Source organism: Planococcus sp. TJ-201, from assembly GCF_058268495.1.
This window is the reverse complement of record NZ_JBZDOG010000001.1, coordinates 1-24,492: the sequence shown is the minus strand read 5'-3', so window position 1 is coordinate 24,492 and position 24,492 is coordinate 1. Positions and strand designations below refer to the sequence as shown.

Annotated in this window: 25 protein-coding genes; 17 read left to right on the top strand and 8 right to left on the bottom strand. The window is 44.3% G+C overall.

Features of this window, described 5'->3' with window-relative positions; all coding sequences use genetic code 11:
• The first annotated feature begins 139 nt into the window (after nt 1-139).
• Together AC4EG4_RS00125 and AC4EG4_RS00120 are read left to right on the top strand one after the other, a co-directional pair.
• On the top strand, nt 140-547 hold the full coding sequence (locus AC4EG4_RS00125; protein WP_490986586.1) for a hypothetical protein: 408 nt from the start codon (nt 140-142) through the stop codon (nt 545-547).
• A 496-nt stretch (nt 548-1,043) separates the two neighbouring features.
• The gene (locus AC4EG4_RS00120) at nt 1,044-1,193 is read left to right on the top strand and encodes a hypothetical protein (protein WP_490978313.1); all 150 of its coding nucleotides are present in this window, start codon (nt 1,044-1,046) and stop codon (nt 1,191-1,193) included.
• Between the two features lie 107 nt (nt 1,194-1,300).
• On the opposite strand, the gene AC4EG4_RS00115 is transcribed toward AC4EG4_RS00120, so the two are convergent.
• Entirely contained in the window at nt 1,301-2,035 is a 735-nt protein-coding gene (locus tag AC4EG4_RS00115; RefSeq protein ID WP_490986585.1) for a Bax inhibitor-1/YccA family protein, read from the bottom strand.
• Between the two features lie 179 nt (nt 2,036-2,214).
• Between AC4EG4_RS00115 and AC4EG4_RS00110 the strand changes: the two genes are divergently transcribed.
• From AC4EG4_RS00110 to AC4EG4_RS00095, 4 genes are all read left to right on the top strand, one after another.
• Entirely contained in the window at nt 2,215-3,198 is a 984-nt protein-coding gene (locus tag AC4EG4_RS00110; protein ID WP_490987166.1) for a ketoacyl-ACP synthase III, read from the top strand.
• Between the two features lie 408 nt (nt 3,199-3,606).
• Nucleotides 3,607-3,930: an IDEAL domain-containing protein gene (locus AC4EG4_RS00105; protein ID WP_490978315.1), complete on the top strand. Its 324-nt coding sequence runs from the start codon at nt 3,607-3,609 to the stop codon at nt 3,928-3,930.
• Nucleotides 3,931-4,380: 450 nt separating this feature from the next.
• Entirely contained in the window at nt 4,381-5,379 is a 999-nt protein-coding gene (locus AC4EG4_RS00100; protein WP_490986584.1) for an ATP-binding cassette domain-containing protein, read from the top strand.
• On the top strand, nt 5,376-6,242 hold the full coding sequence (locus tag AC4EG4_RS00095; protein ID WP_490986583.1) for an ABC transporter permease: 867 nt from the start codon (nt 5,376-5,378) through the stop codon (nt 6,240-6,242). Before AC4EG4_RS00100 ends, AC4EG4_RS00095 begins: the two co-directional genes overlap by 4 nt.
• A 127-nt stretch (nt 6,243-6,369) precedes the next feature.
• Here the strand turns inward: AC4EG4_RS00095 and AC4EG4_RS00090 are convergent, their stop codons facing one another.
• On the bottom strand, nt 6,370-7,344 hold the full coding sequence (locus AC4EG4_RS00090; protein ID WP_490978318.1) for a proline dehydrogenase family protein: 975 nt from the start codon (nt 7,342-7,344) through the stop codon (nt 6,370-6,372).
• 305 nt (nt 7,345-7,649) lie between these two features.
• Between AC4EG4_RS00090 and AC4EG4_RS00085 the strand changes: the two genes are divergently transcribed.
• On the top strand, nt 7,650-8,204 hold the full coding sequence (locus AC4EG4_RS00085) for a GNAT family N-acetyltransferase (RefSeq protein WP_490978319.1): 555 nt from the start codon (nt 7,650-7,652) through the stop codon (nt 8,202-8,204).
• A 15-nt stretch (nt 8,205-8,219) separates the two neighbouring features.
• Nucleotides 8,220-8,927: a class I SAM-dependent methyltransferase gene (locus tag AC4EG4_RS00080; RefSeq protein WP_490986582.1), complete on the top strand. Its 708-nt coding sequence runs from the start codon at nt 8,220-8,222 to the stop codon at nt 8,925-8,927.
• A gap of 222 nt (nt 8,928-9,149) precedes the next feature.
• Here the strand turns inward: AC4EG4_RS00080 and AC4EG4_RS00075 are convergent, their stop codons facing one another.
• The 5 genes from AC4EG4_RS00075 to fdhF all read right to left on the bottom strand — a co-directional run bounded on the left by AC4EG4_RS00075 (nt 9,150) and on the right by fdhF (nt 16,784).
• Nucleotides 9,150-10,940: a S9 family peptidase gene (locus AC4EG4_RS00075; protein ID WP_490986581.1), complete on the bottom strand. Its 1,791-nt coding sequence runs from the start codon at nt 10,938-10,940 to the stop codon at nt 9,150-9,152.
• Nucleotides 10,941-11,261: 321 nt separating this feature from the next.
• The gene (locus AC4EG4_RS00070; protein WP_490978322.1) at nt 11,262-11,390 is read right to left on the bottom strand and encodes a protein YhfH; all 129 of its coding nucleotides are present in this window, start codon (nt 11,388-11,390) and stop codon (nt 11,262-11,264) included.
• Between the two features lie 74 nt (nt 11,391-11,464).
• Nucleotides 11,465-12,757: an isocitrate lyase gene (gene aceA, locus AC4EG4_RS00065; protein ID WP_490986580.1), complete on the bottom strand. Its 1,293-nt coding sequence runs from the start codon at nt 12,755-12,757 to the stop codon at nt 11,465-11,467.
• 600 nt (nt 12,758-13,357) lie between these two features.
• Nucleotides 13,358-13,837 carry a helical membrane plugin domain-containing protein gene (locus AC4EG4_RS00060; protein ID WP_490978324.1) on the bottom strand — a complete coding sequence of 160 codons (480 nt, stop codon included), beginning with the start codon at nt 13,835-13,837 and terminating at the stop codon, nt 13,358-13,360.
• Between the two features lie 19 nt (nt 13,838-13,856).
• Nucleotides 13,857-16,784: a formate dehydrogenase subunit alpha gene (gene fdhF, locus AC4EG4_RS00055; RefSeq protein ID WP_490978325.1), complete on the bottom strand. Its 2,928-nt coding sequence runs from the start codon at nt 16,782-16,784 to the stop codon at nt 13,857-13,859.
• A 393-nt stretch (nt 16,785-17,177) separates the two neighbouring features.
• On the opposite strand from fdhF, the gene AC4EG4_RS00050 reads away from it, so the two are divergent.
• The 9 genes from AC4EG4_RS00050 (at nt 17,178) to moaA (ending at nt 24,102) form a co-directional block, all read left to right on the top strand.
• Complete coding sequence (locus AC4EG4_RS00050; RefSeq protein WP_490986579.1) at nt 17,178-17,561, top strand: Na-translocating system protein MpsC family protein; 384 nt, start codon at nt 17,178-17,180, stop codon at nt 17,559-17,561.
• Complete coding sequence (gene fdhD, locus AC4EG4_RS00045; protein ID WP_490986578.1) at nt 17,548-18,351, top strand: formate dehydrogenase accessory sulfurtransferase FdhD; 804 nt, start codon at nt 17,548-17,550, stop codon at nt 18,349-18,351. The genes AC4EG4_RS00050 and fdhD overlap by 14 nt, the downstream gene beginning before the upstream one ends.
• A 263-nt stretch (nt 18,352-18,614) precedes the next feature.
• Nucleotides 18,615-19,898, top strand: a complete 1,284-nt coding sequence (locus AC4EG4_RS00040) for an L-lactate MFS transporter (protein ID WP_490986577.1) — start codon at nt 18,615-18,617, stop codon at nt 19,896-19,898.
• A 202-nt stretch (nt 19,899-20,100) separates the two neighbouring features.
• On the top strand, nt 20,101-21,345 hold the full coding sequence (locus AC4EG4_RS00035) for a molybdopterin molybdotransferase MoeA (protein WP_490986576.1): 1,245 nt from the start codon (nt 20,101-20,103) through the stop codon (nt 21,343-21,345).
• Complete coding sequence (gene mobB / locus AC4EG4_RS00030; RefSeq protein ID WP_490978330.1) at nt 21,333-21,854, top strand: molybdopterin-guanine dinucleotide biosynthesis protein B; 522 nt, start codon at nt 21,333-21,335, stop codon at nt 21,852-21,854. The genes AC4EG4_RS00035 and mobB overlap by 13 nt, the downstream gene beginning before the upstream one ends.
• Nucleotides 21,841-22,281, top strand: a complete 441-nt coding sequence (locus AC4EG4_RS00025) for a molybdenum cofactor biosynthesis protein MoaE (RefSeq protein WP_490978331.1) — start codon at nt 21,841-21,843, stop codon at nt 22,279-22,281. The genes mobB and AC4EG4_RS00025 overlap by 14 nt, the downstream gene beginning before the upstream one ends.
• On the top strand, nt 22,278-22,511 hold the full coding sequence (gene moaD / locus AC4EG4_RS00020; RefSeq protein WP_490978332.1) for a molybdopterin converting factor subunit 1: 234 nt from the start codon (nt 22,278-22,280) through the stop codon (nt 22,509-22,511). The genes AC4EG4_RS00025 and moaD overlap by 4 nt, the downstream gene beginning before the upstream one ends.
• Nucleotides 22,508-23,071 carry a molybdenum cofactor guanylyltransferase gene (gene mobA / locus AC4EG4_RS00015; protein WP_490978333.1) on the top strand — a complete coding sequence of 188 codons (564 nt, stop codon included), beginning with the start codon at nt 22,508-22,510 and terminating at the stop codon, nt 23,069-23,071. The genes moaD and mobA overlap by 4 nt, the downstream gene beginning before the upstream one ends.
• A gap of 14 nt (nt 23,072-23,085) precedes the next feature.
• Complete coding sequence (gene moaA, locus AC4EG4_RS00010) at nt 23,086-24,102, top strand: GTP 3',8-cyclase MoaA (protein ID WP_490986575.1); 1,017 nt, start codon at nt 23,086-23,088, stop codon at nt 24,100-24,102.
• A gap of 103 nt (nt 24,103-24,205) precedes the next feature.
• Here the strand turns inward: moaA and AC4EG4_RS00005 are convergent.
• A partial coding sequence (locus AC4EG4_RS00005) for a citrate/2-methylcitrate synthase (protein WP_490986574.1) occupies nt 24,206-24,492 on the bottom strand: 287 nt, incomplete at its 5' end.

The following is a 24,492-nucleotide window of genomic DNA, read 5'->3' as shown; positions in this document are numbered from 1 at the left end:
TAATTAGAATTAATTATTTTCAGAATTTCTTACACTAGTTAAATTTGATTTTTATTTCTGAAATATTAGATAATTTAAAATATCTATTTCCAAAACTGCGTTCCATGTTTTAGTTTTAAAACTCAAAGGAGTGGTTGGAGTGATTGCATTAGATTCGTTGGCGCATAAGGCAGTGGCCATAGGAAAGTTCTTTGATGCTGAAGTGGCTATTTTTCCAGATGCTTTGCGGCTTCAAAAAGAACGATTGGTCATCGTGCGAAGGAGGCCTGATATTCAAGTTAGCATGACCATGAACCTGAACCTGAACGTATCTTTTGAAATAATTGACGATGAGCGTGAAACAGTGAATAATGCAGTAGTTTATCTGCTTCCTGAGGAACTTTCAGTTTTTACTAACGCGCTTGTCCGACATCCCATACTTCTCCCTATAAGTTATTCTCAGCAGCTATCTATGGAACGTGGAATGTATTGCCTTCAATTGACTTCAAAAGAATCTCCGGAAAACTTTGCCGAACGTCTTTCAAAGGCGATTGGTGTGCTCGAATAAACAACAACAAGACTCATACGAATGATGGGTCTAAAAGGGGAGAGCTAACATCGAACAGATAGAGCAATTGCGTTCAGAATTGGTTAGCTACTTTTTTCTCAGATCCAAAAATGTTCACCATGAAAATGAATTTGTTTTCATCACATTTTTTGCGCGACTGACCAGAGAAATATCTTTCATGGAAAAAGGGAAACTTTACACCAAAGTGCAGACGGTATGGGTGGATATAGATGAAAAGATGCTTGAACATACATCTGATAAGGCGAGGGCATTGCCAAACTGCGTGGAACGGTATGAACTTACAGAGGATGTTTTCCATAGCCTATGCCAGGTGTCTGGTAGCTGCCCAAGCGAACTTTTTTATATCATCCCGTATCACCAAAAATCAACACATGAAACGATTAAATCACCAATTCCCTTGTACTCGAGCACCAAAGAATTTTAACTCCAGTAAACGCATGTTTTAGAAGGAACAATACTAAGGAGGATGATTTAGATGGCTGCAGTAATAAAGGAAGAAAAAAGAATCGCCCCTGTAAAAACATATTTGGAAAGGTACCAAGAATATCTGGGTGGTTACAAACAATACAAAGCCACTAAAGCAGTTCCACGCACCATGCAAAAAAACACAAGTACGAAGAAATAACAGCGATATGGTACTGAAAAGCGCCGCATCCCAAAACCACGATGGTTTAAGGATGCGGCGCTTTTCAGTTTGTATTAACGTAAAAACGCCCCGCAGGACGTTTCTGTTTATCTGCTGCGTATTTTAGACAACAGGCGAAGAATTTCGAGGTAAAGCCAGACCAATGTCACAAGCAGTCCAAAAGCGCCATACCATTCAAAGTATTTAGGGACTTGTTTCGCCGCTGCGTTCTCGATAAAGTCAAAATCCAAAACCAAATTCAATGCAGCTATAATGACGATTACAACGCTGATGCCGATACCCAAAGGTGTTGATTCATGCAGATGGGGGATTTCAAAGCCGAAAAATCCGCCGATAAATGATATCAGGTACACAAGGAAAATAGCGCCTGTCGCAGCAGCAATGCCGATTCTGAAATTCTGTGTTACTTTGATCAGTCCCGACTTATAAACCAGCAACAAACTCAGCAAAACGCCGATCGTAATCAGTACAGCCTGAAAAATAATGCCGCCATATTGAGCTTCGTACTGGGCGGATACAGCCCCGAGAAACAGTCCTTGAAGCAATGCATAAACAGGTGCTGTAAAAGGTGAAACTTTGGGTACAAAGACGGTAACAAGACCAATTACAAGACCGCCGATAGCTCCTACTAAAATTAGCGGCAATACGCTATTGGGGCTAGTCACAAACTGGTTCCAGGAATAGACAAAAGTCACCAACAGCAGCAACAGTAAAATGAATGTTTTGTTTACTGTCCCTTGAATGGTCATCTTTCGGCCAGCATCAGACTCTTTGAAATTTTGAAACGCTTCAGCTTTTAAACTTGGATTTCCACTTCTCATTTTCTCACCTCACAAAATAATTGGAGCAGCTCAATTATATCCCTATATCCTGCAGAAATACATATTTCACGAACAAAGCATTTAGTAAAATTGAAAATTCAATTGAAATTATAAATTAGTACCTAATACTAATAGTTGATGTTAGAATTAGGTGTAGACTTTAAAAGGAGGCGATTCGCATAATTACTTCAAAAGCCAGAATCACAGCTATCGGTTCCTATGTACCTGAAAAGAAGCTGACAAATCACCATTTGGAAGAATTAGTCGATACAAATGATGAATGGATTATTCAACGGACTGGAATAAAAGAACGGCGGATAGCTTCAGACACTGAATTTACAAGCGATATCAGCATAAAAGCTGTTAAAAATTTGAGAGACCGCTACGAGAAGTCATTAGATGACGTTGATATGATTATTGTTTGTACGATGACACCTGATTTTAAAACGCCAAGTGTCTCGGCTCTGGTTCAAGCAAAGTTGGGGATAACTAATACCGGTGCGATTGATTTAAACGCAGCGTGTTCTGGATTTGCGTATGGTCTGCACATGGCAAATGGCTTGATCACTTCCGGTTTAAACAAGAAAATACTGGTCATCGGCGCAGAAACATTTTCCAAAATTCTTGACTATAGCGACCGTTCAACTTGCATTCTGTTTGGTGATGGTGGAGGAGCAGTTTTGGTAGAATACGACGAAGAAAAGCCAAGCTTTATTGAATCGCACATGGGAACAAATGGAGAACTGGCGCACAATCTCTACTGTACCGATCTTTCCACTCAACTGTTTGGCAACGAATTGGCCGTTAACGGATTCGTTACTCAAAATGGGCGCGAGGTGTACAAATGGGCAGTCAATACCGTTCCCAAAGGAATGAAGGCTCTCATGAAAAAAGCGGGATTCGAAAAAGATGATGTGGATTGGTTTGTTCCACATAGTGCCAATCTGCGCATCATTGAATCAATTTGCAACAGAAACGAACTTCCGCTTGAACGGACGATCTACAGCTTAGAGTATTACGGAAATACATCTGCGGCCTCTATTCCTTTATCCTTGGACCAAGGAGTAAGAGAGGGCAAAATCAAACCGGATGACAAGCTGCTGTTATACGGTTTCGGCGGGGGCCTAACGCACGCAGGAATGCTCATCAACTGGTCGATTTAATTTTCATTGAGATTTTGAACTATTAAATTAGACCACATAACACCTCTACTGGCGGCTCTGTTAGCCGCATGAAGTAGAGGTGTTTTCAGTTCCATTTACAAACTGGACGGAAACAAGCAAACAGATTCATTTTCTCAATTTACCCGATTTTTAGATATCTCGAAGCTGAGGCAAATAGTTTGTATTTGGGGCCAGACAGCCGTAGAATTAGACTCATCAACAAGTTCTCGACGCTTAAGCTCAGCAATATGCCCTGATTAAAAGGGAGGATCTTGTTGTAAAAATTCACTTATATTTTGGGAGATGACGTTTGTCAACGGCTTTTTAGGGAAAAGTGAGTTATGAAGTTAAAAGCTGATTTTATTTCACATGAATGAACGATAAATAATACAAAGAAGGTGCATAGATATGGTTACAAATAAAGCGATTTTGAAAACAAGTGATTGGGTTAAAGGCAAATCCCGCCACGACGAACTGATCATCGGTTTCATTGATTCCATGAATGTCCTTAAGGAAGCTGTGAATGTGACTGTGGTGGAAAGCGATAACGAAGAAATGATCGGCATGACTATTCCGATGCTAGTGAACCAAGTAGAAAGCATTCCAGAATCACATACAAAAGATGCAGCTCAATTAGGCTTTTTGATTGATCTGGCGCTTGCGACAGATGACAAAGAATGGTTCCAAGAACTGTCTGCCCAATTAAATGAAAAAAAAGAAGCAGTCAACTAAGTTCAAGTCATGATTTGAGAAGATGATAGAGCATCTTTTTCCGCCAAAGTGTGGGGAGGGATGCTTTTTTTTTTTTTGCAATTAAACGAAAGGTATAACAAACAGTGCTTTGAGCTGATTGCAGAAAAAGGCAATTGCATTTCGGATTAAACAATACAATTTTAAAAAACTGAATATTCTTTCTTTTAATTAGAACAAATGTTTGGTATAATAGGTCATATGAAAAATCAGAAGCGCAGGAATGTGTCGGTGACTCGACAGACAAGTAAAATTAGTTGTTGATGCAAAATTGTTTTGTAACTTGCCGTCTGCGGCCATGCTTTTATCTTTTCGATCCTGGGTCAGGGTGAAAATGTCTTTGAGTTACTGCTGTCAGAACAGGTTTGTTTAAACGATGCGGGGAAAATCTGTTTTTACTTATCCATAAACCCATAGAAAAAGGTGAGGATATTGAGACAAGACAAACAGTTCTCTACAAGTGAAGGATTAGCTATTGAAGCGAAGGGATTGGTAAAGGCTTTCGGAAAAGAACATGCAGTGGATGGCGTCGATCTGGCCATTCCAAAAGGCACAGTCTATGGCTTTTTAGGTCCCAATGGAGCAGGGAAAACGACAACGATCCGAATTCTTGCGACGCTTCTTCCAGCGGATGCGGGCAGTGCCCAAATTTTTGGCCATGACTTGGCTTCCGACGGCGCTGCGATCAGGAAGCGCATCAGCCTTACGGGGCAATATGCGTCGATTGATGAAGATCTGACTGGTATCGAGAACTTGATGTTGATTGCGAAATTGATGGGTTATACACGTAAGCAGGCAAAGGCGAGAGCAGAAGAATTACTTGTGGCATTTGGGCTTGATCATGCAGCTAAACGGCAAGTCAAAAAATATTCAGGTGGTATGCGCCGTCGCATCGATATTGCTGCAAGCATCGTGGTCACGCCAGACCTGTTGTTTTTGGATGAGCCGACAAGCGGTCTTGATCCGCGCAGCCGCAACCAGGTTTGGGACATTATTCGTGCATTGGTTCGGACCGGGACGACAGTATTGCTGACTACCCAATACTTGGAAGAAGCAGATCAGCTGGCAGACCGTATAGGGGTTATCCAACGTGGAAAAATCATTGCAGAAGGCACTAGCAGTGAGTTGAAAGCGTCAGTTGGACGCGGCACCTTAAGTGTCCAGCTCGTGCATGCGGAAGACCAACAGCGAGCCATTGATATACTTGAAGATTACTTGGATGGAACAGTTCACCTCGGGTCTGATTCCACATCACTGACCGCGCAGGCAGACGATTCTGCGCGTGTGGCGGAAGCTTTGAGAGAATTTGCACGACGTGATATCAAAGTCAGTGATTTTGCCCTGGGACGCCCAAGCCTTGACGAAGTATTCCTGACCTTGACCGGACATGCAGCCGAACAGCAACAAGATTCCGAGGAGGAGATCTTATGACTGTACAACAGCGAACAAGAGAAACGACGATTGCAACGGCCAGCATAGATGAAAGTACCGAAGAACGCCTGCTGCAAGCCATTGCTTCAGGCAATCGGCCGGAGCCGCCAAGTGGCTGGTCTTCGACAATGGCATTTGCTTCACGTGCCCTATTAAGGATTAAACATGTCCCTGAACAGATGTTTGATGTTACCTTGTTTCCGATCATTTTCCTTTTGATGTTCACTTACTTATTTGGTGGAGCTATAGCGGGTTCAACCAGTGACTATCTTCAATTTCTGTTGCCGGGTATTCTGGTTATGACAGTTGCACAAATTACGATGTATACAGGCATTGATTTGAACAACGACATACGAAAAGGCATTTTTGACCGTTTTCGAACTTTGCCAATTTGGTTGCCATCAGCATTGATTGGAGCTTTGCTGGTTGATGTGGTTCGCTATACGATGGCTTCCGGAGTAATGGTGCTGCTCGGCTTGATGCTTGGTTTTCGGCCGGAAGGCGGTCTAGTCGGGGTAATGCTGGCCATAGCCTTAGTGTTGGTGTTTTCGTTTAGCTTATCATGGATTTGGACAACTCTTGGGTTAGTTGTGCGTTCTGAAAAGTCATTGATGATGATGAGTTTTTTGGTAATGATGCCACTGACTTTTATTAGCAATGTCTTTGTAGATCCAGCAACGCTGCCAACCTGGCTGCAAGGCTTTGTTAATGTTAATCCTATTTCTACACTGGCGACTGCGGTCCGAGGATTTATGCATGGCATGGGTACATGGCAGCAAGTGGCCAATGTGCTACTGGTATCTGCCATTATGACCGCAACTTTTGCCCCGTTGACAATGTATCTGTACCGCAATAAAAAATAAGCAAAGAGCAATGCGAAACGAAGGCATAGCATATTTTATATCATGTAAATAAAACCTGGCAGCCCTTAAAAGGCTCCAGGTTTTATTTGCGGTGTCCGTCAGTATTTGACCTTCACTGATTTTTAATTTATGATTTTTTGCTTGTCAGGCGTCCGAGTAGAAATGCTCCAGCAATGGCGCCGATTGCTGTGTTGGTTTTTTTAGTGAATACTTGTTTCACAACCAAGTTCAGGTTTTGCGGGCGTTCAGCCAGTCTGCGCATAAAGTACCCGTACCAATCGGTGCCGAATGGGATGTACGTACAGAAGTTATAGCCTTGTTCTGCAAGGTCTACTTGCATTTCTTTGCGGAAGCCGTACAGCATCTGAAATTCAAACTTTTCCTTTGGAATGTTGTGGTCAACGACAAATTGTTTTACATGTGCAATGACATTATGGTCATGTGTTGCGATAGATGTGAACTTGCCATTTACTAAATGATACTCAATCAATTCAATAAAGTTGGCATCGATTTTTTCTTTGCTTTGGTAGGCGACAGTTTCTGGCTCTTTGTAGGCACCTTTTACGATACGGAGGCGGTAATCGCTGTATTTTTTAATGTCATCTTCTGCTCGAATGAAATACGATTGAATAACGGTGCCAATATTATCATAGTCTTTTGACAGCTCATCCATCAAATCAAAGGAAGGCTGCAAACGTGCATAATTTTCCATATCAAAATTGATGAAAATATTATGCTCAGAAGCCTTAGCGACAATTTCCTTAATGTTTTCCAGGCAAAAATCGTAATCAATGTCCAAGCCCAGTTGTGAAGGCTTTAATGAAATATGAGCGTCCACTTGGTGGGTGTGGATAGCGTCCACTACCCCTAAAATTTGGTTTTTCGCTTCCAACGCTTCTGCTTTGTCATGGACAAATTCACCGAGGTTGTCGATGGTGCAGCTGATGCCTTGCGCATTCAATTCTTTGATGCTTCCGATGGCTTCTTCGATGTTGGTTCCTGCTACGACACTGTGCGCACCAAGTTTAAATCCGTAACTTTGAGCTGCTTTATTTAAAAGTTGGTTTTCTGAAAGATGCATGAAAAAATTTTTAACGATCATTTTTATTGCCCCAATCTTCTCTGAATTTTATACTGGACAAGTTGTAAAAAAATGGAACGAGCCAATTCTGCTATGAAATAAAATTATAGCGCAAAATATTTTTGCATTAATAATTATCCCTATCTATAATAATGCAAAAAAAATACGTATTTTGCAATCTTTATTTTCAGTATTTTGCTATTAATGAAATTTTCGATAAGGAATCGCTCTGAAAGTGACCATTAAGTGTACAGCTGTTTAAAATAACATTCTTTGGTAAACTAATCTCAAAGAGGAAATTTGACGCCTAGGGAAGGATGAAGAAGATGGGGACGACTTACTTGTTCGAATCGGAACGCCTTGGCTTCCGTCGCTGGGAGCAACGGGACCGCAGTCTGTTTGCAGCTATGTCAATAGATGTAGACGTGATGGAGTATTTTCCGAAGCTATTGAACGAAGATGAAGCAGGTCAGTTAATTGATCGCTTTGAAACGCATATGACCGATAAAGCTTATACGATGTGGGCGGTAGAAAAGAAAGATGATGCGACATTTATTGGCTTTATTGGGATGTTGGAAATTACTATGCCGATTCTTGGGAAAGGGCATGCAGAAATTGGTTGGCGCCTGGACAAGCAGTTTTGGAAAAAAGGCTACGCGGTCGAAGGTGCACGGGCTTGTCTTGCTTATGCATTCGGACCATTGAACATGACAGAAATTTATTCATTTACAGCGGCCATCAATAAACCTTCTCAAACCGTTATGAAAAGAATCGGTATGCACAAGGTGGAAGACTTTGATCACCCAAAACTGGATGTGGACAGTCCTTTGAAAAAACATGTACTTTATAAAATTGGCAGGGAGCATGGGGAAAACGAATAAGCTAGGAGGTGGAAGATGAAAAAACAAGTGTTGGAGACATTCAATAAACTGGCAGGCGTGTATGAACAGATGGAAAATAATAATAATCTCTATAATACTCAATACGAAAGGCCAGCTATGATGCAGCTAGTCCCGACTGAACTGGCTGGCTTGCAAGTGCTGGATGCTGGATGTGCGGCTGGTTGGTATACAAAGCAACTAGCTGACAAAGGAGCACAAGTGACAGCGGTAGATATGAGCCCGGAAATGGTAGGTGCCACCCAAAAGCGACTTGGCGAAAGAGTGGAAGTTTTGCGTTTGGACCTGGAACAGCCGCTGCCATTTAAAGATGAACAGTATGATTTGATTGTCAGTTCATTAACGCTGCATTATTTGAAGGACTGGCAGTCAGTTTTTGCAGAATTTAATCGGATTTTAAAACCCGGCGGCAGTTTCTTATTGTCGATTCATCATCCGTTGACAGATTTGAAGCTGTTGAATGGAGCCCAGTATTTTTCTACAGAGCTGATTATCGACAAGTGGGAAAAAGCAGGAAAGACTTACGAAGTTCCATTTTATCGCCGTTCCTTAAGCGAAGTCTTCACTTCCTTATTGGCTCACTTTACAATTGAAAGCGTCACTGAACCCCAACCGACTGCTTTATTCAAGGAGTTGGCGCCAGATCAATACGATCGATTAATGAAGAGTCCAAACTTCCTGATCTTAAAAGTGCAGAAAAATTAATCCGTTTAAAAATCTACCCGATTTTCCGCTGTACAAAGTTCCGGAAATTGCTGCTTTGCAGTTGAATGGGGTGCATGGTCTCAACAACAGACGGAAGAATCTGGCGGAGCTGATTGAAGAAAAGGAACATGCCTAGACATCCGAAAACCGGCAATCAAAAAACCGGCAACACCCATTTGGATCGGGTTGCCGGTTTTTTGCAGCTTTTTCGTTTATTGCTTGTTATGCCTGATGCTTTTCAAGGAATTGAAGCATCGAACTGTAAACGGCAATTTCGTTTTCTTTTTTCGAGAAACCATGGCCTTCATCGTCAAGCACCAGATATTCTACATCGCGTCCCAGTTCTTTCAATTTCGCGACAATCTGATCGGATTCTTCTTTGACAACCCGTGGATCTTTGGCGCCTTGAATGACGAGCATGGGTTTGGTCATGCCATCCAGATAGGTGACTGGGGTATCTCGCATAAAGCGTTCTTTGTCCCGTTCTGGGTTACCAAGCCAGCGTTCCATGATCGGTTTCCAATGTTCGGGCACCGAGTTGACGAACGTAAACAGGTTGGAGACGCCGAAAATATCGACCACTGCTTTGAAGTATTCCGAATGGCGACCATGCAGCAGCAATGCCATGTAGCCACCGTAACTGCCTCCCACCAGGAACAGTTTCTCCCGGTCCGTAATGCCTTGCTCAAAAAGCCACTCGATCCCAGCGATGCAATCAAGTCTCGGCCCTTCGCCCCAATCCTGCTCGACAAGTTTGACAAATGAAGAGCCATAGCCTGTGCTGCCTCGGAAATTCGGTGCGAAAATCGTATAGCCGCGGTTCAGGAAACACTGGAACATGGACCTGAAAAACTTTCGTTCCGATGCCTGTGGTCCACCGTGCGGCCAAAATATAGTGTGTCCGTTGTCGTTCTCGGGTTTCGCCTTAAACAGCAGCGCTTCGATTTCCATGCCATCGAATGATGTGTAGCTGACCACATCCGGTTCGACCATATTGTCTGAACTGAGTCCCAACACTCGGTTGTTGGTCAACTGTCTCCAACTGATTCCATTTTCGGAATGAAATAAATTATGCGGAACAGTGGTGCTTCTGCCCATCAAATATAAGTTGCCCGATTGTCCGACATGGAGTTTTTCCAACACATCAACTGGCGTTCTCAATTCAGCCAAGTCTCCATTTTGCAAATCGTAGCGGTACAATTTGTCCATTACTCCTTTTTCTGTGATCAAATAAAATTGGCCGTTTTCTTTATCCCATTTGACAGCTTCGATGCTTTCATTTTCAATTTCCAGCACTTTGCTGAATCGTTTGCTGGTTAAATCAAATTTTGCCAAATAGTTGTGTTCATTGTCGAAGTCAGTGGCAAAATAAATCGTTTTCTCATCTGTAAATACTGCTTCTGATACAACATGAACTTTATCCGGATCCGGTGTTAGGCAATGCGTTTCTTCGCCGATGCGAACAAAATTGGTTACAAATGTGTTGGCAAAGGATTGAGAAAACACAAATGCCTTTTCGTTGTCTGAAACAGCCTTCAAGTATGTCGGCGCAGTTTGACCTTCATTCAGCAAACGATCCGTTCCATCTTCTAAATTGCGCACTTTGGTGTTCAGAAAGGATGGATTGCCTTCAGAAGTCATATAGTAAAGGCGTTTGCCATCCTCACTCAAATGGGCGAAGAAATATTTTTCATCAGCCGCTCCTTGGATTAATGGCTGCGGGAGACCGCCTTCAAATGGCAAGGAATAAATGTGATGATTTTCATCTCCCTCACTGTCAAAACCGGCTAACACAAAGCGATTTTCCGGATCAAATTTAATGAAGCTGCTCGAATCTTCTTGGTGTGCAAATAGATAAGGGTAGGTGTCCGGCAAATCCATTGCCCATAAGTTCATTTTGCCGTTCAAATTGGAACTGAAAACCAGCTTCTGCTCATCTTTGCTGACGGTGAAATTCGTAATGGAGTATGTACGGAAAAACTGTTCGACTGTTGGTTTTGGAAATTTAATCATGATTAGCCTCCAGGTGTGTAGTCAGTATTTTCAAATGCGTTTGAATAATCAAACACCTAATTGTTAAGTATACCCTAGTTTGGGTTTACGTGAATACCGATAAATGGTGAGGCAGATCAGAAAAATTGCCCTCATTTATCGAAGGCATAGACACTTCGTTTTTTGGCTATAACCCCACACTGGATGAGTGCAGGCAAACTGGGGAACACTAAAGGGAAAAAAGAGTCAGAAGACAGGATTTCCTGTTTTCTGACTCTTTTTTAGTCTCTGCTGATTCTGAGGGCAGGTTTTCAATGGCCACGATTTTCGAGTGGATTCTCTTTATTCTTCTTTATTGCACATGCAGCGCTCACATTCGTAAATGATGGACTGCTGACGTTCTTTGATTTCGCATCCGCACTCGCGGCATTCTTTCTTGGTGCGTGTCTCGTAGTTTTTAGTCGTTTTCATAAGGATCTCCTCCAAGAGTTTATTTTTGAATGCCGTGGCGATGGAATAGATACTAGTCAAAAGTTGGCAAGGGCTTACTTGGTTGTTGTGAATTGAGCGGTTTCCGTCGAGCCTTTCATAGCGGTAGTGGAGCTGGTTCCGCCTGAAACAATTTGTGAAATTTCATCAAAGTAACCGGTACCGACTTCACGTTGGTGGCGTGTAGCTGTATAGCCTTTTGATTCGTTGGCGAATTCAGCCTGCTGCAGCTTCGAGTATGCCGCCATGCCGTTGTCTTTGTAATCGTGAGCAAGTTCGAACATGCTGTGGTTCAATGAGTGGAAACCAGCCAATGTAACGAACTGGAATTTGTAGCCCATTTTACCAAGTTCAACCTGGTATTTTGCGATTGTTTCTTCATCTAGCTTTGCTTTCCAGTTAAATGAAGGCGAGCAGTTGTAAGCGAGTAGCTTGCCTGGGAACTCCGCATGGATGGCATCCGCAAATTGCTGAGCTTCTTCTAAGTTCGGGTGAGATGTTTCACACCAGACAAGATCCGCATAAGGTGCGTATGCCAAGCCGCGTGCAATGGCTTGGTCAATGCCTGCGTTGGTACGGTAGAAGCCTTCTGGTGTGCGTTCGCCTGTGATAAAAGCGTGATCACGCGGATCAATGTCGCTTGTGATCAAATCAGCGGCATCTGCATCTGTACGGGCGATAATGATGGTTGGAACGCCAAGCACATCTGCTGCCAATCGGGCAGAAACTAGATTGCGCACTGCGTTTTGAGTAGGAAGCAGTACTTTGCCGCCTAAGTGTCCACATTTTTTCTCCGAAGCGAGCTGGTCTTCAAAGTGCACGCCAGAAGCTCCAGCTTCGATCATTGCTTTCATCAGTTCAAAAACATTCAGTGGTCCGCCAAAGCCGGCTTCGGCATCGGCTACAATTGGGGCGAACCAGTCAAAACCTTCCGTACCTTCAACGCCGTCAATCTGATCGGCCCGTTGCAATGCTTGGTTAATTTTCTTCACAACATCAGGGACCGAGTTGACTGGGTACAAACTTTGATCCGGGTACATCTGGCCTGCAGAGTTGGCATCTGCAGCTACTTGCCAACCGCTTAAGTAAATCGCCTTTAAGCCTGCTTTCACTTGTTGAACGGCCTGGTTGCCAGTTAATGCACCTAAAGCGTTTACAAAATCCTCTTCATGAATCGACCGGAATAAACGTTCAGCACCTTTTCTCGCCAGTGTATGTTCGATTTGTACTGAGCCGCGAAGTTTTACCACTTCTTCAGCTGAATACATGCGTTCAATGCCATTCCAGCGTTCGTCCTGCTCCCAGCTCTTTTTCAGTTCCTCGATTTGTTGAAGTTTGTTTGTGGCCATGCTATCCATCCCTTTCTGATATAAAGAATTTCTTGAACAAACTGTATTAATACAGTTTGTTTTCTTGTTTATTAATATATAACAGAAATGGAGGCATGTCTTAAAAAACCGATAAAACCGATTATTTCTGGATAAGAGCAGATAACCGGCGATAAAAGCAGCGTTCAATTCCGGACTGCCGTTTTGATGGTGAATTGTTAAGTGAAAAAGAGGAGAGTGTTGTGGAAAGGATGAAATTCAAAACCTTAAACCTCTCAAGCCAACAACGGGGCGGCAAGCTTTTCCTATCATCCATTCTGTAACAGTACAAGCTACTCTAAAATCTAACTAACTTATTAGTAGAGGGGCTTGATAATGAAAGAAATAAATAAACCTGTAGGGAGTATATTTTAAAACTGTTTTGGAATTGCTGCAGACTAAAATGAAACCAAGTTAAATGCAGTTCCTTCTATATAATAAGTACTTTTTACAAGTCCCATTCTGTAACTGGACGAAAACCACAGAGAGAATGACTTGAGGAGAGCCGCCAACTAAATAAATCACGCAAAAAAACAGCCACGGCTATCAATAAGCCGTGACTGTTTAAAATGCAACTATTGTTTAACGATCCAGTCCTTTGCCCATCCCTTTTAGGAAATTAAGTCCGAACTTGATGGAGCGGTTGATGTCAGGGTCTCTGATTGCTTTGAGCATCTGGAAGATTCCAATTTTCTTGCCGTTTTGGTTTTGTGCTTCGGCTTCTTTCAATCCATTCACGACACTCGATGCCAGCTTGCCCGTTGATTCCGGGTTAATTGCTGTTAATGCACCTGCTGCACTCAACATGTTATTGATAAGATTGGTTACCGGCTCACGGGTTGCTTGCCCCATGACCACTTCAGCGATTCCTTCTTTGGCTTTGACCATTGCTAGAACGGCGTCCAAAACTCCCGCATCGTCCAGATCACCAGTGATGGCCAATAGTTTATTTAATGCCTCATTTTGTTCGGCAATTAGGGTTTCCAACTCATAGAGCTTTTGCTGGCGTATTTCTTCTGCCGTCCATTCTTTTTTCTTGATTTGCGTTATAGGACTTGCCATAGGACATCACATCACCTTTCTATCGTTGATCGGTCAAATGCACATAGCCTTCACGTGCCCATTTGCGTTCTACTTGAATACCGGATACCGGATTGCGTTTCTTATCGCGCGGATTTGATTTTGGCAGCGGGCTCTTGACATGGTCTTTCAAGACTTCCATCCGAACCTTCGTCTGTTTGTAGGCAGGTGTATTGGTGCGCTGGTCTCCAGCTGGGCCGGTCAGGAAATTGATGGCCGTTTCTTTTTTCGTCGAGTTCATCGGCAAAAACAATTCATTGCCTTTAACTCGGTTTGTTACAATTACCGGTAATTTCAATGCGCCATAAGGAGAGACAAGGCGGACGGTCGAGCCGTCTTCCAGTCCGCGTTCCTGTGCCAGCTGTGGAGATACTTCGACAAAGGTCTCTGGCAGTTTAGAGATGATGCCTTTAGATTTATCGGTCATATTGCCTTCGTGGAAATGCTCCAACAGGCGGCCGTTGTTAATGTGAAGGTCGTATTCAGCAGGGAATACTACCGGCTCAACCCAGTCAGATAGGGCAAAACGGGCTTTTTTGTCTGGGAAATTAAAGCCGTCTACATAAAGCAATGGTGTGCTTTCGCCGTCCAAGCTGCCCCATAAGAAGCTGTTCCAGCCTTCCATAGAAGCGTAGTCTGCTTGAGCAAACAATGGAGACAAACTCGCCATTTCAGCGAATATTTCGCTTGGGTGGCTGTAGTTCCAGCCTGCGCCAAGGCGGTTGGCGATTTCCTGAACGATCCACCAGTCTGCTTTTGACTGGCCAAGCTCTGGAAGGGCTTTGTACAAACGCTGAACGCGGCGTTCCGTATTGGTGAACGTTCCGTCTTTTTCAAGCGACGGGGCTGCCGGTAAAATTACATCCGCGTATTGTGCAGTGCGTGAGAAGAAAATGTCCTGGACTACGAAAAACTCGAGTTTTGATAGTACGTCATCTACGTGATTGGCATTTGAATCAACCAATGCCATATCTTCGCCGACAACATACATGGCTTTCATGATGCCTTCATCAACAGCCTGCAGCATATGGATATTGTCCATGCCCGGCTTGTCATCAATTTTCACACCGTAAGCCCGTTCGAATTTTTGGCGTGCAGCGTCATCAGTTACGTGCTGGTAGCCCGGAAGCCAACCTGGCAATGAGCCCATATCGCATGCGCCTTGAACGTTGTTGTGGCCGCGAAGCGGATAAGCGCCAGCGCCTGGACGGCGGTAGTTGCCTGTTGCCAATAGCAGGTTGGAAATCGCAGCAGAGGTATCTGAACCGCCAGTGTTTTGTGTAACGCCCATGCCCCAAAGGATGCACGTACCATCCGCGTCGCGGATCATTTCAGCCGTCTGGATGATGGTTTCTTTAGACACGCCGCTTTGCTGTTCTGCGTATTCCAATGTGTACTGATCCAACACTTCTTTAAAGTCGTTAAAATAGTTTACATTGTCATCGATAAACTGTTGATCGTGCCAGCCTTGATCGATCATGTATTTGGTAACCGCCATGAGCCATACTTGGTCAGTTCCTTGCTTCGGCGTAATAAAGATATCTGAGCGCTCGGCCATTTCGTTTTTGCGCATGTCTGCAACAATCAATTTCTGGCCGTGCAGCTTATGCGCACGTTTGACACGTGTCGCCAAAACCGGATGGCCTTCTGCAGGATTGGCGCCAACGATAATAACAAGTCCAGCACTGGCAATGTCTTTAATCGTTCCGGCATCTCCACCCATGCCGACTGTACGGAAAAGGCCGTCAGTTGCAGGGGATTGACAGTAGCGTGAGCAGTTGTCAACGTTGTTCGTTTCAAATACTTGGCGGCTCAGTTTCTGGATGACGTAATTGTCTTCATTGGTGATTTTTGAAGAAGAAATAACACCGATGGAATCTTTGCCGTTTTCTTCTTTGATTGCTTTGAATTTCGAAGCCACAAGATCAAGTGCTTCTTCCCAGCTGGCTTCGACAAACTCGCCATTTTTACGAATAAGGGGAGTGGTGATGCGTTCTTCGCTGTTGACGAAATCCCAGCCGAATTTACCCTTAACGCATGTAGAAATCGCGTTGGCAGGAGCTTCTGAGACTGGCTGAATTTTAAGGATTTCACGATCTTTTGTCCAAATTTCAAACGAGCAGCCGACGCCGCAGAATGTGCAGACCGTTTTGGTTTTTTCTGTGCGTGTTTCACGCATTTTCGCTTCTGCATCCGATACAGCCATGATGCCGCTGTAACCCGGTTCCACGTCTTTTACCAAATCGATCATTGGCGAAAGAATTTTTTCTGGAATCGCGGTCATAAAGCCAGCTTCGCCGAGCATCGACGTTTCCATCAAGGCGTTGCATGGGCAAGCGGTGACGCACTGGCCGCAGCTGACACAGGAAGAATCGTTAATTTTAGCGCCGCCGTCCCAAAGGACAATCGGACGGTCGCGTGCCCAGTCCATGGTTAAGGTTTCATTGACTTGCAAGTTCTGGCAAACTTCTACGCATTGGCCGCAAGCAATGCATTGGTTTGGATCATAACGGTAAAAAGGATTGGTTAAATCGACTTCGTCAACCGAGCATTTCGGCTCGAATGGATATTTTTGGTGTTCCACTTCCATCAAATCGACGGTGTTGTGGATTTTGCAGTTGCCGTTGTTGTTGTCGCAAACAGTACAGTAAAGCAAGTGGTTTTCGAGGATCCGGTCCATTGCTTCCGTTTGTGCTTCTTTTGCACGGGGCGATGCAAGCTGGACATCCATGCCGGCAGCTGCAGGAGTTGAACAGGCACGGACCAATTTGCCATCGACTTCAACGATGCACGTGTCACAGGTTTCGATGGGATCTACTTCGGGCATATAACAGATTTGCGGATGCAAAATCTTTTCCTGGTTGATGACTTGTAATATGGTTTTTCCCTGTTCAAATTCAATGGGTGAACCGTTAATTTTAATGGACATGCCAAAACCTCCTTTTAGGGTGAGAAAAACTTCGCTTAATGAAACTTTTGCCAATAGGGAAATAAGAATTTGTAGTATCCGTTAAAATGGGATAAAAAAATCCACTATGAAAAACACACCTTGACAAGTGCATCTGTTTCATAGTGGAATAGTGTCTTAACAGGACTTGTTAAAGGACCAATCCATTTATTATGGGAAGAGTGAAAGCGTTGCCGCCACAACGTACGGCAAGACCAACATATGCTATTATTATAAACAGTAAAAATGTGATATACAACAGAAATTTAAAAAATAAGTCAAATCAAGGGAATTCCATTTTGAATACCAAACTGTAGGATGAACCTGTCTCGTTGGAAGCAAAAAATAAACAGTCCGAAAGAGGCGAAGAGTCACATGTCCAGACAAATTCATGAGTTTAATGACATCATCCGCAAATTGCGGAAGAATCTTTTCGGTAAGGGCCCGGAACGAATCCAGACGGTCTTTGTCAATGACATGGCCATTGCGACTTTGTATGGGAACCTGAGTCCGTCTGAGCAGTTTATAGCCAGAACACCAGAAGGCAGAGAGATGGTCCACGCTGCCCGTACGCGGATGATTCAAAGTGTTTATGCAACAGCAGCTCCGGAAGGTATGGAAGAGCTGGTAGGCGCGAAGTTTGTTCATCTTTTTTCAGACATCAAAGTCGAAGACGATATTGCCGTATCTGTGTTTCTTTTCGATCGGCCAATTGATCAACATTTCCAAGGAGGGAACAAGCCGGATGGAACAAGATAAAGTACGCAAAATCATGCGTTATGAAAAAGGCGGGTTTATTGAAAAAAAGGATCGCGTTGTAGTTGAACAGCCAGCTACGATCAAAATTAACGGCAAGGAATTTATCACGATTGTCTGTTCACCGGAGCAGATGGAAGAAATGGCCATTGGGTTTTTGGTTTCTGAACGCATCATTCCTAATTACAAAGACATACAGGATATACGAGTGGATGAAAAAACCGGTACCGTACACATCACCGCCGAAAAAGTCTATCCGTTTTTTGAGCAGCTGCAGAACAAGCGCTTTATCAGTTCCTGCTGCGGCATGAGTCGCCAGGGATTTGTTTTTGCGCACGATGCCATGATTGCCAAGAAAATGACAGAGGTTCGTGTAACATTAACTCCGGAAAATTGTTTTCAGTTGATGCAGGACATGGGCGAGTCGGCAGAAATGTTCAAACAGACTGGCGGTGTCCATAATGCGGCGCTATGCGACGCAAACGGCATCATCGTTTCGCGCATGGATATTGGCAGGCACAATGCGCTGGATAAAATTTACGGCTATTGCCTGGTAAACAATATTGACGTACGCGATAAAGTGATCGCTTTCAGCGGCCGAATTTCTTCTGAAATTTTGTTGAAAGTAGCGAAGATCGGCTGCGAAATCGTTTTGTCGAAATCTGCTCCGACTGAACTGGCCTTGTCGCTGGCTGATGACTTGGGAATCACGGCAGTCGGCTTTATCCGCGGCAGCTCGTTTAATCTTTACACGCACCCGGAACGGATTGTAGACAAACAGCCCGCCAAATAAACAAAAATTTGTGGTGACAAAAAAAGAGAAGGGTGCTATGATTCTAATCGTCTTATTATTTAGTCAATTATTGCCATAAATTTTCAGTGGCCAACACCCCTTTAAGACTGCCGCCCATCAAAACAAAGGAAGTGGCTATAGTTGTCCTTGGCCACTTCCTTTCTTCAAGGCAATCAACCTTTCAGCTTGAAAAATTAATGATTTGGCTTTTTAAAAATCATTTTATATATTATTTTATCAATTTCAACAGGAGGTTAAGAAAAATGAAAAAAAAGCCGAAAAACAGATGGTTGATTGCGTTATCTGCAGTGGGGATACATATTTCGATCGGCTCTGTCTATGCATGGAGCAATTTTACTAATCCGTTGATTGAACAGTTTGGGTGGACGACGAGTCAAGTGCAATTGACGTTCAGTATTGCCATTTTATTTTTAGGATTGTCCGCCGCCTTTTTTGGCAGTTTTGTTGAAAAATACGGACCGCGAAAAGCGGGTCTTGTGGCCGCTTTCTTCTTCGGTACCGGCATTATCGGATCAGGGTTTGCTGTAAGCGCTTCCTCATTGCCGCTGTTGTATGTGTTTTACGGAGCGCTCGGGGGAATTGGGCTCGGAATTGGTTATATTGCCCCGGTCTCAACATTGGTCAAATGGTTTCCTGACCGCCGCGGACTGGCTACCGGCTTGGCGATTATGGGCTTCGGATTTGCAGCAGCCATCAGCAGCCCTATCATGGAGGCGCTCATCACGTCTGTTGGGATAGAGCAGACCTTTTACATTCTAGGTGCTTCTTATTTTATCATCATGCTATTGTCTTCTCTATACCTTGAAAAACCGCAAGAAGGCTGGTCACCAGCTGGCTTTGAAGAAAAAGTCAACAGTGGCAAAGTTGAACGGAAAATCGACTTAGCTCAATTGACGGCCAATGAAGCCATTAAAACAAAACGTTTTTATTACTTATGGTTTATGCTGTTTATCAACGTAACATGCGGAATCGCCATCCTGTCGGCCGCAAAACCGATGGCGATCGACAGCATCGGCATGACGACTGTCCAAGCAGCAGCACTGGTAGGAGTTCTTGGAATTTTCAACGGCCTTGGCCGTCTCGGTTGGGCATCGATTTCCGATTACATCGGACGTCCGAATACGTATACTGCCTTTTTTGTTATTCAAATTGCCTTATTTGCGTTATTGCCGTTCACTACGAACGCTATTTTCTTTCAAATCATGTTGGCCATTATCTACACCTGCTACGGCGGTGGTTTTGCGTCAATTCCAGCCTATATCGCGGATATTTTTGGTACGAAGCAGCTCGGTGCCATCCACGGGTATATTTTAACAGCCTGGGCAGCTGCTGGACTTGCGGGACCCTTGTTTGCGGCATTTATGAAAGATCAAACAGGCAGCTATGAAAGCAGTTTGTTGTTCTTCGCCGGTCTGTTTGTGGTGGCTTTGGTCATCTCGATGGTCATTCGCCTCGATATCCGGAGAATTCGTACACAAAATGAGAAAGTTGCCGTGTCTGCCAATAGAGAGACCGTCAGCGATTGACTAGAACACATATTAAAACAACCTTGAAATCAACAAGTTTCAAGGTTGTTTTTTCTTATCTTCTAGAAAGTCTGTTTGACAGCCATCGAGGCATTGTATAAGTTTAGTACGAGAAGTCATCACATAAAGATACGCACACATACATTTAACAACATGAAAATACATATAAAATAAAGCAAACTAACTAATTGGAGATGAAAAAATGGTTGAAAAACGCACACCGATTGCTGTTTCAGCAGCGGTTGAACGAGTATTAGCATATGCTGTTTCGATCGGAAACGAAAAAGTAGACTTGGAAGAAAGCTATGGCCGGATTCTGGCTAAACCGATTATTACGACAACAGATGTGCCGCCATTTAACCGGTCACCTTACGACGGTTACGCCATTCGTTCCATGGATTCTATAGGCGCATCGGGCGAAAATCGAATTGCATTTGACGTAATCGACCATATTGGGGCAGGAGAAGTTTCCACTAAATCGCTTCAGGCACACAAAGCAATTCGCATTATGACTGGAGCACAACTTCCAGAAGGTGCGGATGCTGTAGTGATGTTTGAACAAACGGTGGAAACACCAGGTGCCATCACCATTCGCAAACCGTTTGAACCAATGGAAAACGTTTCTTTGCAAGGAGAAGATGTACGGAAGGACGAAGTGGTGATCGACAGCGGGAGTTATATCAATCCAGGAACGATTGCGTTGTTGGCAACGTTTGGCTATTCGCAAGTATCGGTGGCAAAGCAGCCGGTTGTTGGGATCCTTTCAACTGGAACGGAATTATTGGGAGTCGGGGACGAACTTGTTCCGGGAAAAATCCGCAACAGCAATGGACCGATGATTGTTGCACAATTAAAGCGGATGGGTTTCCGGTGTAAAATGTATGGCATGTCCATCGATCAATTGGACGAAAGCTTTAACGTGGTCAAAAAAGCGGCGGAAGAAACCGATTGCCTGATTACGACAGGCGGCGTGTCTGTGGGCGACTTTGATTTTTTGCCAGCCATTTACGAGAAGCTCGGTGCAGAGGTTCTATTTAACAAAGTAGCGATGCGCCCAGGGAGTGTAACAACGGTGGCAGTGGCTAACGGCAAATATTTGTTTGGTTTATCCGGCAATCCATCTGCTTGCTTTACTGGATTTGAATTGTTTGTCCGGCCAGCATTACTTAAAATGATGGGAGCCAATAAGCTGTATTTGCCTCATACTGAAGCAGAATTAGGTGAAGATTTTACAAAAGCCAATCCGTTTACGCGATTTATCCGCGCTTCCTACGATGGAAATAAAGTGGCGCCGGCTGGATTCAATAAGTCGAATGCTGTATCATCTATCGCACGAGGCAATGCATTGATTGTATTGCCAGGGGGGACTCGTGGTTTCCAATCAGGAGATACAGTCGACGTGTTGCTTCTTGGCATGGAAGAAGGGACCGATATATGGCAGTTGTAAAAGTACTGCAACTAGTTGGTTTTAAAAACAGCGGGAAAACGACTTTGATGTTGGACTTGTTAAAGCAGGCAATCCAAAAGGGCATGACTGTTTCTACAGTGAAGCATCATGGCCATGGCGGTGCTTTGGAAATGCCGTCAAATGAAACTGACAGCATGCGTTTTTTTCAGGAAGGCGCATCCTGCTCGATTGTATTTGGCGACGGTGTCGTCCAAGTACATCAGCGAAAAAAACAAGCCAAACTGGCCGAACTGGTTGCCCTCGCTTCTGCAGAAAGTCCAGATATCGTTTTGGTCGAGGGATTTAAAGAAGCTGCCTACGAAAAAATTGTTTTGCTGCGCTCAGCTGAGGACTGGCTGGAACTTCAAAATCTGGAGCAGGTAAAATTGGTAATTGCACCAGATGGGCTGAAACTGGACAATGTCCAGGTAATTCCGCAGACTGACAGCAAGCAACTCTATTTTTGGTTTACTAATTGGATGGATGGTGACAAAAGTGAAAGCATTTGAGATCGTGACAGAAGCAATCAATCCTCAGGTCTATGCAGATTTTGTGCTGCGACCAGAAGCGGGAGCAGTGACTGTGTTTACGGGACATGTCCGTGAGTGGACAAAGGGAGTGCGAACGCTGTATTTGGCATATGAGGCGTATGTGCCGATGGCCGAAAAAAAACTGGCGCAAATCGGTGAAGAAATCGAACAGCGCTGGGAAGGAACAACAGTGGCAATCGCCCACCGGATTGGGGAATTGCAGATCAGCGACATCGCTGTAGTTATCGCTGTCTCTTCACCGCACCGCAAAACAGCTTATGAAGCAAATGAATATGCCATAGAACGAATCAAAGAAATTGTGCCCATCTGGAAAAAAGAAATTTGGGAAGACGGCGAAGAATGGATTGGCGACCAAAAGAAAAAACCGGAAGGAGACTTCAAATGATCTCTTTGCATTATTTTGCAGGCCTTAAAGAACAGACCGGTGTTTCGGTAGAACAAGTCGAGCTGGCAGGCCGAACGGTAGAGGAATTGTGGCAATGGGCAGCGGATAAATATCCGAATTTCCAATCAGGAGCAGCCCGTGTGGCAATCAATGAAGAATACGCGTTGCCGACAGATGTGCTGGAAGCGGGAGATGTAGTCGCATTTATTCCGCCGGTTAGCGGCGGATGACCGAGCTGGTTGGAATTCTCTTGGCAGGCGGCATGTCGCGGCGATTTGGTTCACCCAAAGCCTTTGCCGAAATTGGAGAAGAATTGTTTTACGAACGCGCTTACAGAGCCTTGGATCATGTTTGCGATCATGTGGTTATCGTTTCCAGACCGGATTTGGTAACTCATTTTCCAGCAGGATACGACGTCGTTACGGATTTGGACTGGACTGCAGGGCAAGGCCCGTTAGCCGGTATTCTTACAGGCATGTCGGCCAGAACTGCCAAAAAGTATGTAGTGCTGCCGTGTGACATGCCGTTTATCGGGGAGTCTGAAACTGCAAAGCTGCTTGCTCTGGCGGATCCTTTGTCTGACATAACAGCTGTCCATAATGCAGCTGAAAAAATACCGCTGTTTAGCATTTGGAACTACCGCGTGAAAGAATTGCTGCATAACGATCTAGTTGCTGGCCAATTGCGCGTTATGAAATTAATGGAAAAAGTAACGACCCAGTGGATCGATTCATCTCTAATTCATAAGGATCCGCTCGTGTTTCGAAACATAAATCAGCCAGATAATTAAAAGGGGGTGGCGTAATGGCCATACAACCAGTAAAGGACCAATTTCAGCGTCCGATACGGGATTTGCGGATTTCTGTCACCGACCGCTGCAATTTCCGTTGTTCTTATTGCATGCCGAAAGAAGTGTTCGGAGATGATTATGCGTTCTTGCCGAAGCAGGAATTGTTGTCATTTGAAGAAATCCATCGCTTGACGAAAATATTTGCTGCGATGGGCGTTAAAAAAATACGCCTGACAGGCGGCGAGCCGCTTATGCGAAGAGGGTTGCCGGAATTGGTCGAGAAAATTCTTTCTGTTGAAGGAATAGAAGACATCGGCTTGACCACAAACGGCCTGCTCCTTGGCAATCAGGCACAGGCGCTTTACGACGCTGGCCTTCGCCGGCTAAACATCAGTTTGGACGCACTCGACGCTGAGTTGTTTGGCAAGTTGAACGGACGCGGCGTCGATCCTTCGCACATTCTGAAACAAATCGATTTTGCCCGCCAAATCGGCTTTGAAATCAAAGTCAACATGGTCGTCCAAAAGGATGTTAACGAACAGGAGATTTTGCCGATGACTGCATATTTTAAAGAACGCGGCATGACCTTGCGTTTTATTGAATTTATGGACGTCGGCAATGACAACGGCTGGAGCTTTAAGAAAGTGGTTACCAAGAAGCAAATTCTCGAGAAACTGCAGTCGGTTTATAACCTGGAGCCGGTAGACAAAGATTACTATGGTGAAGTCGCAAAACGCTACCGATTTGAAGAAGGCGATGCGCAAGTCGGATTTATCACATCTGTTTCCGAATCTTTCTGCTCTTCTTGTACCCGTGCACGCTTATCATCTGATGGAAAATTTTACACATGCCTGTTCGCAACCGGACATTTTGATATTCGTGAACTCATTCGCAGTGGGCTGAATGATGAAGAATTGTTCCGGAAAATCTCAGCTGTTTGGGAGCGGCGTGATGACCGCTATTCAGATGAACGTACAGAATTTACCGCAAAAAATCGCAACAAGATTGGCATGTCCTATATCGGCGGCTGACGAGCTGCTGGACAATAAAAAGGCGTTTCCTGGACTTTGCAGGAAACGCCTTTTTATTTTTTTATCTTGAAGCACTTATGCTTATAGTTGCTCGGTTTTCCAATTACCTTTCTTCAACCGGCACGTATGTCTGCATGCCCGGTCCGATGTAATCAGCACGAGGGCGGATCAAGCGGTTGTCCGAGTATTGCTCCAAGATGTGCGCCAGCCAGCCCGATGTGCGGGATACCGCAAAAATCGGCGTGAACAAGTCGTGTTCGATGTTCAGGCTGTGGTAGACCGATGCCGAGTAGAAATCCACGTTCGGCGGCAAGTTTTTCTGGCCCGTGACGATTTCGTCAATCTTCACCGACATGTCGTACCATTTTTCTTCGCCGCGGATCTTCGTGA

Coding starts and splice junctions, on each gene's coding strand:
- moaD (WP_490978332.1), top strand. CDS start 22,278: ATGATCTCTTTGCATTATTTTGCAGGCCTTAAAGAACAGACCGGTGTT.
- AC4EG4_RS00090 (WP_490978318.1), bottom strand. CDS start 7,344: ATGATCGTTAAAAATTTTTTCATGCATCTTTCAGAAAACCAACTTTTA.
- AC4EG4_RS00075 (WP_490986581.1), bottom strand. CDS start 10,940: ATGATTAAATTTCCAAAACCAACAGTCGAACAGTTTTTCCGTACATAC.
- mobA (WP_490978333.1), top strand. CDS start 22,508: ATGACCGAGCTGGTTGGAATTCTCTTGGCAGGCGGCATGTCGCGGCGA.
- AC4EG4_RS00070 (WP_490978322.1), bottom strand. CDS start 11,390: ATGAAAACGACTAAAAACTACGAGACACGCACCAAGAAAGAATGCCGC.
- fdhD (WP_490986578.1), top strand. CDS start 17,548: ATGGAACAAGATAAAGTACGCAAAATCATGCGTTATGAAAAAGGCGGG.
- AC4EG4_RS00050 (WP_490986579.1), top strand. CDS start 17,178: ATGTCCAGACAAATTCATGAGTTTAATGACATCATCCGCAAATTGCGG.
- moaA (WP_490986575.1), top strand. CDS start 23,086: ATGGCCATACAACCAGTAAAGGACCAATTTCAGCGTCCGATACGGGAT.
- mobB (WP_490978330.1), top strand. CDS start 21,333: ATGGCAGTTGTAAAAGTACTGCAACTAGTTGGTTTTAAAAACAGCGGG.
- AC4EG4_RS00095 (WP_490986583.1), top strand. CDS start 5,376: ATGACTGTACAACAGCGAACAAGAGAAACGACGATTGCAACGGCCAGC.
- AC4EG4_RS00035 (WP_490986576.1), top strand. CDS start 20,101: ATGGTTGAAAAACGCACACCGATTGCTGTTTCAGCAGCGGTTGAACGA.
- AC4EG4_RS00120 (WP_490978313.1), top strand. CDS start 1,044: ATGGCTGCAGTAATAAAGGAAGAAAAAAGAATCGCCCCTGTAAAAACA.
- AC4EG4_RS00105 (WP_490978315.1), top strand. CDS start 3,607: ATGGTTACAAATAAAGCGATTTTGAAAACAAGTGATTGGGTTAAAGGC.
- AC4EG4_RS00115 (WP_490986585.1), bottom strand. CDS start 2,035: ATGAGAAGTGGAAATCCAAGTTTAAAAGCTGAAGCGTTTCAAAATTTC.
- AC4EG4_RS00060 (WP_490978324.1), bottom strand. CDS start 13,837: ATGGCAAGTCCTATAACGCAAATCAAGAAAAAAGAATGGACGGCAGAA.
- fdhF (WP_490978325.1), bottom strand. CDS start 16,784: ATGTCCATTAAAATTAACGGTTCACCCATTGAATTTGAACAGGGAAAA.
- aceA (WP_490986580.1), bottom strand. CDS start 12,757: ATGGCCACAAACAAACTTCAACAAATCGAGGAACTGAAAAAGAGCTGG.
- AC4EG4_RS00085 (WP_490978319.1), top strand. CDS start 7,650: ATGGGGACGACTTACTTGTTCGAATCGGAACGCCTTGGCTTCCGTCGC.
- AC4EG4_RS00080 (WP_490986582.1), top strand. CDS start 8,220: ATGAAAAAACAAGTGTTGGAGACATTCAATAAACTGGCAGGCGTGTAT.
- AC4EG4_RS00040 (WP_490986577.1), top strand. CDS start 18,615: ATGAAAAAAAAGCCGAAAAACAGATGGTTGATTGCGTTATCTGCAGTG.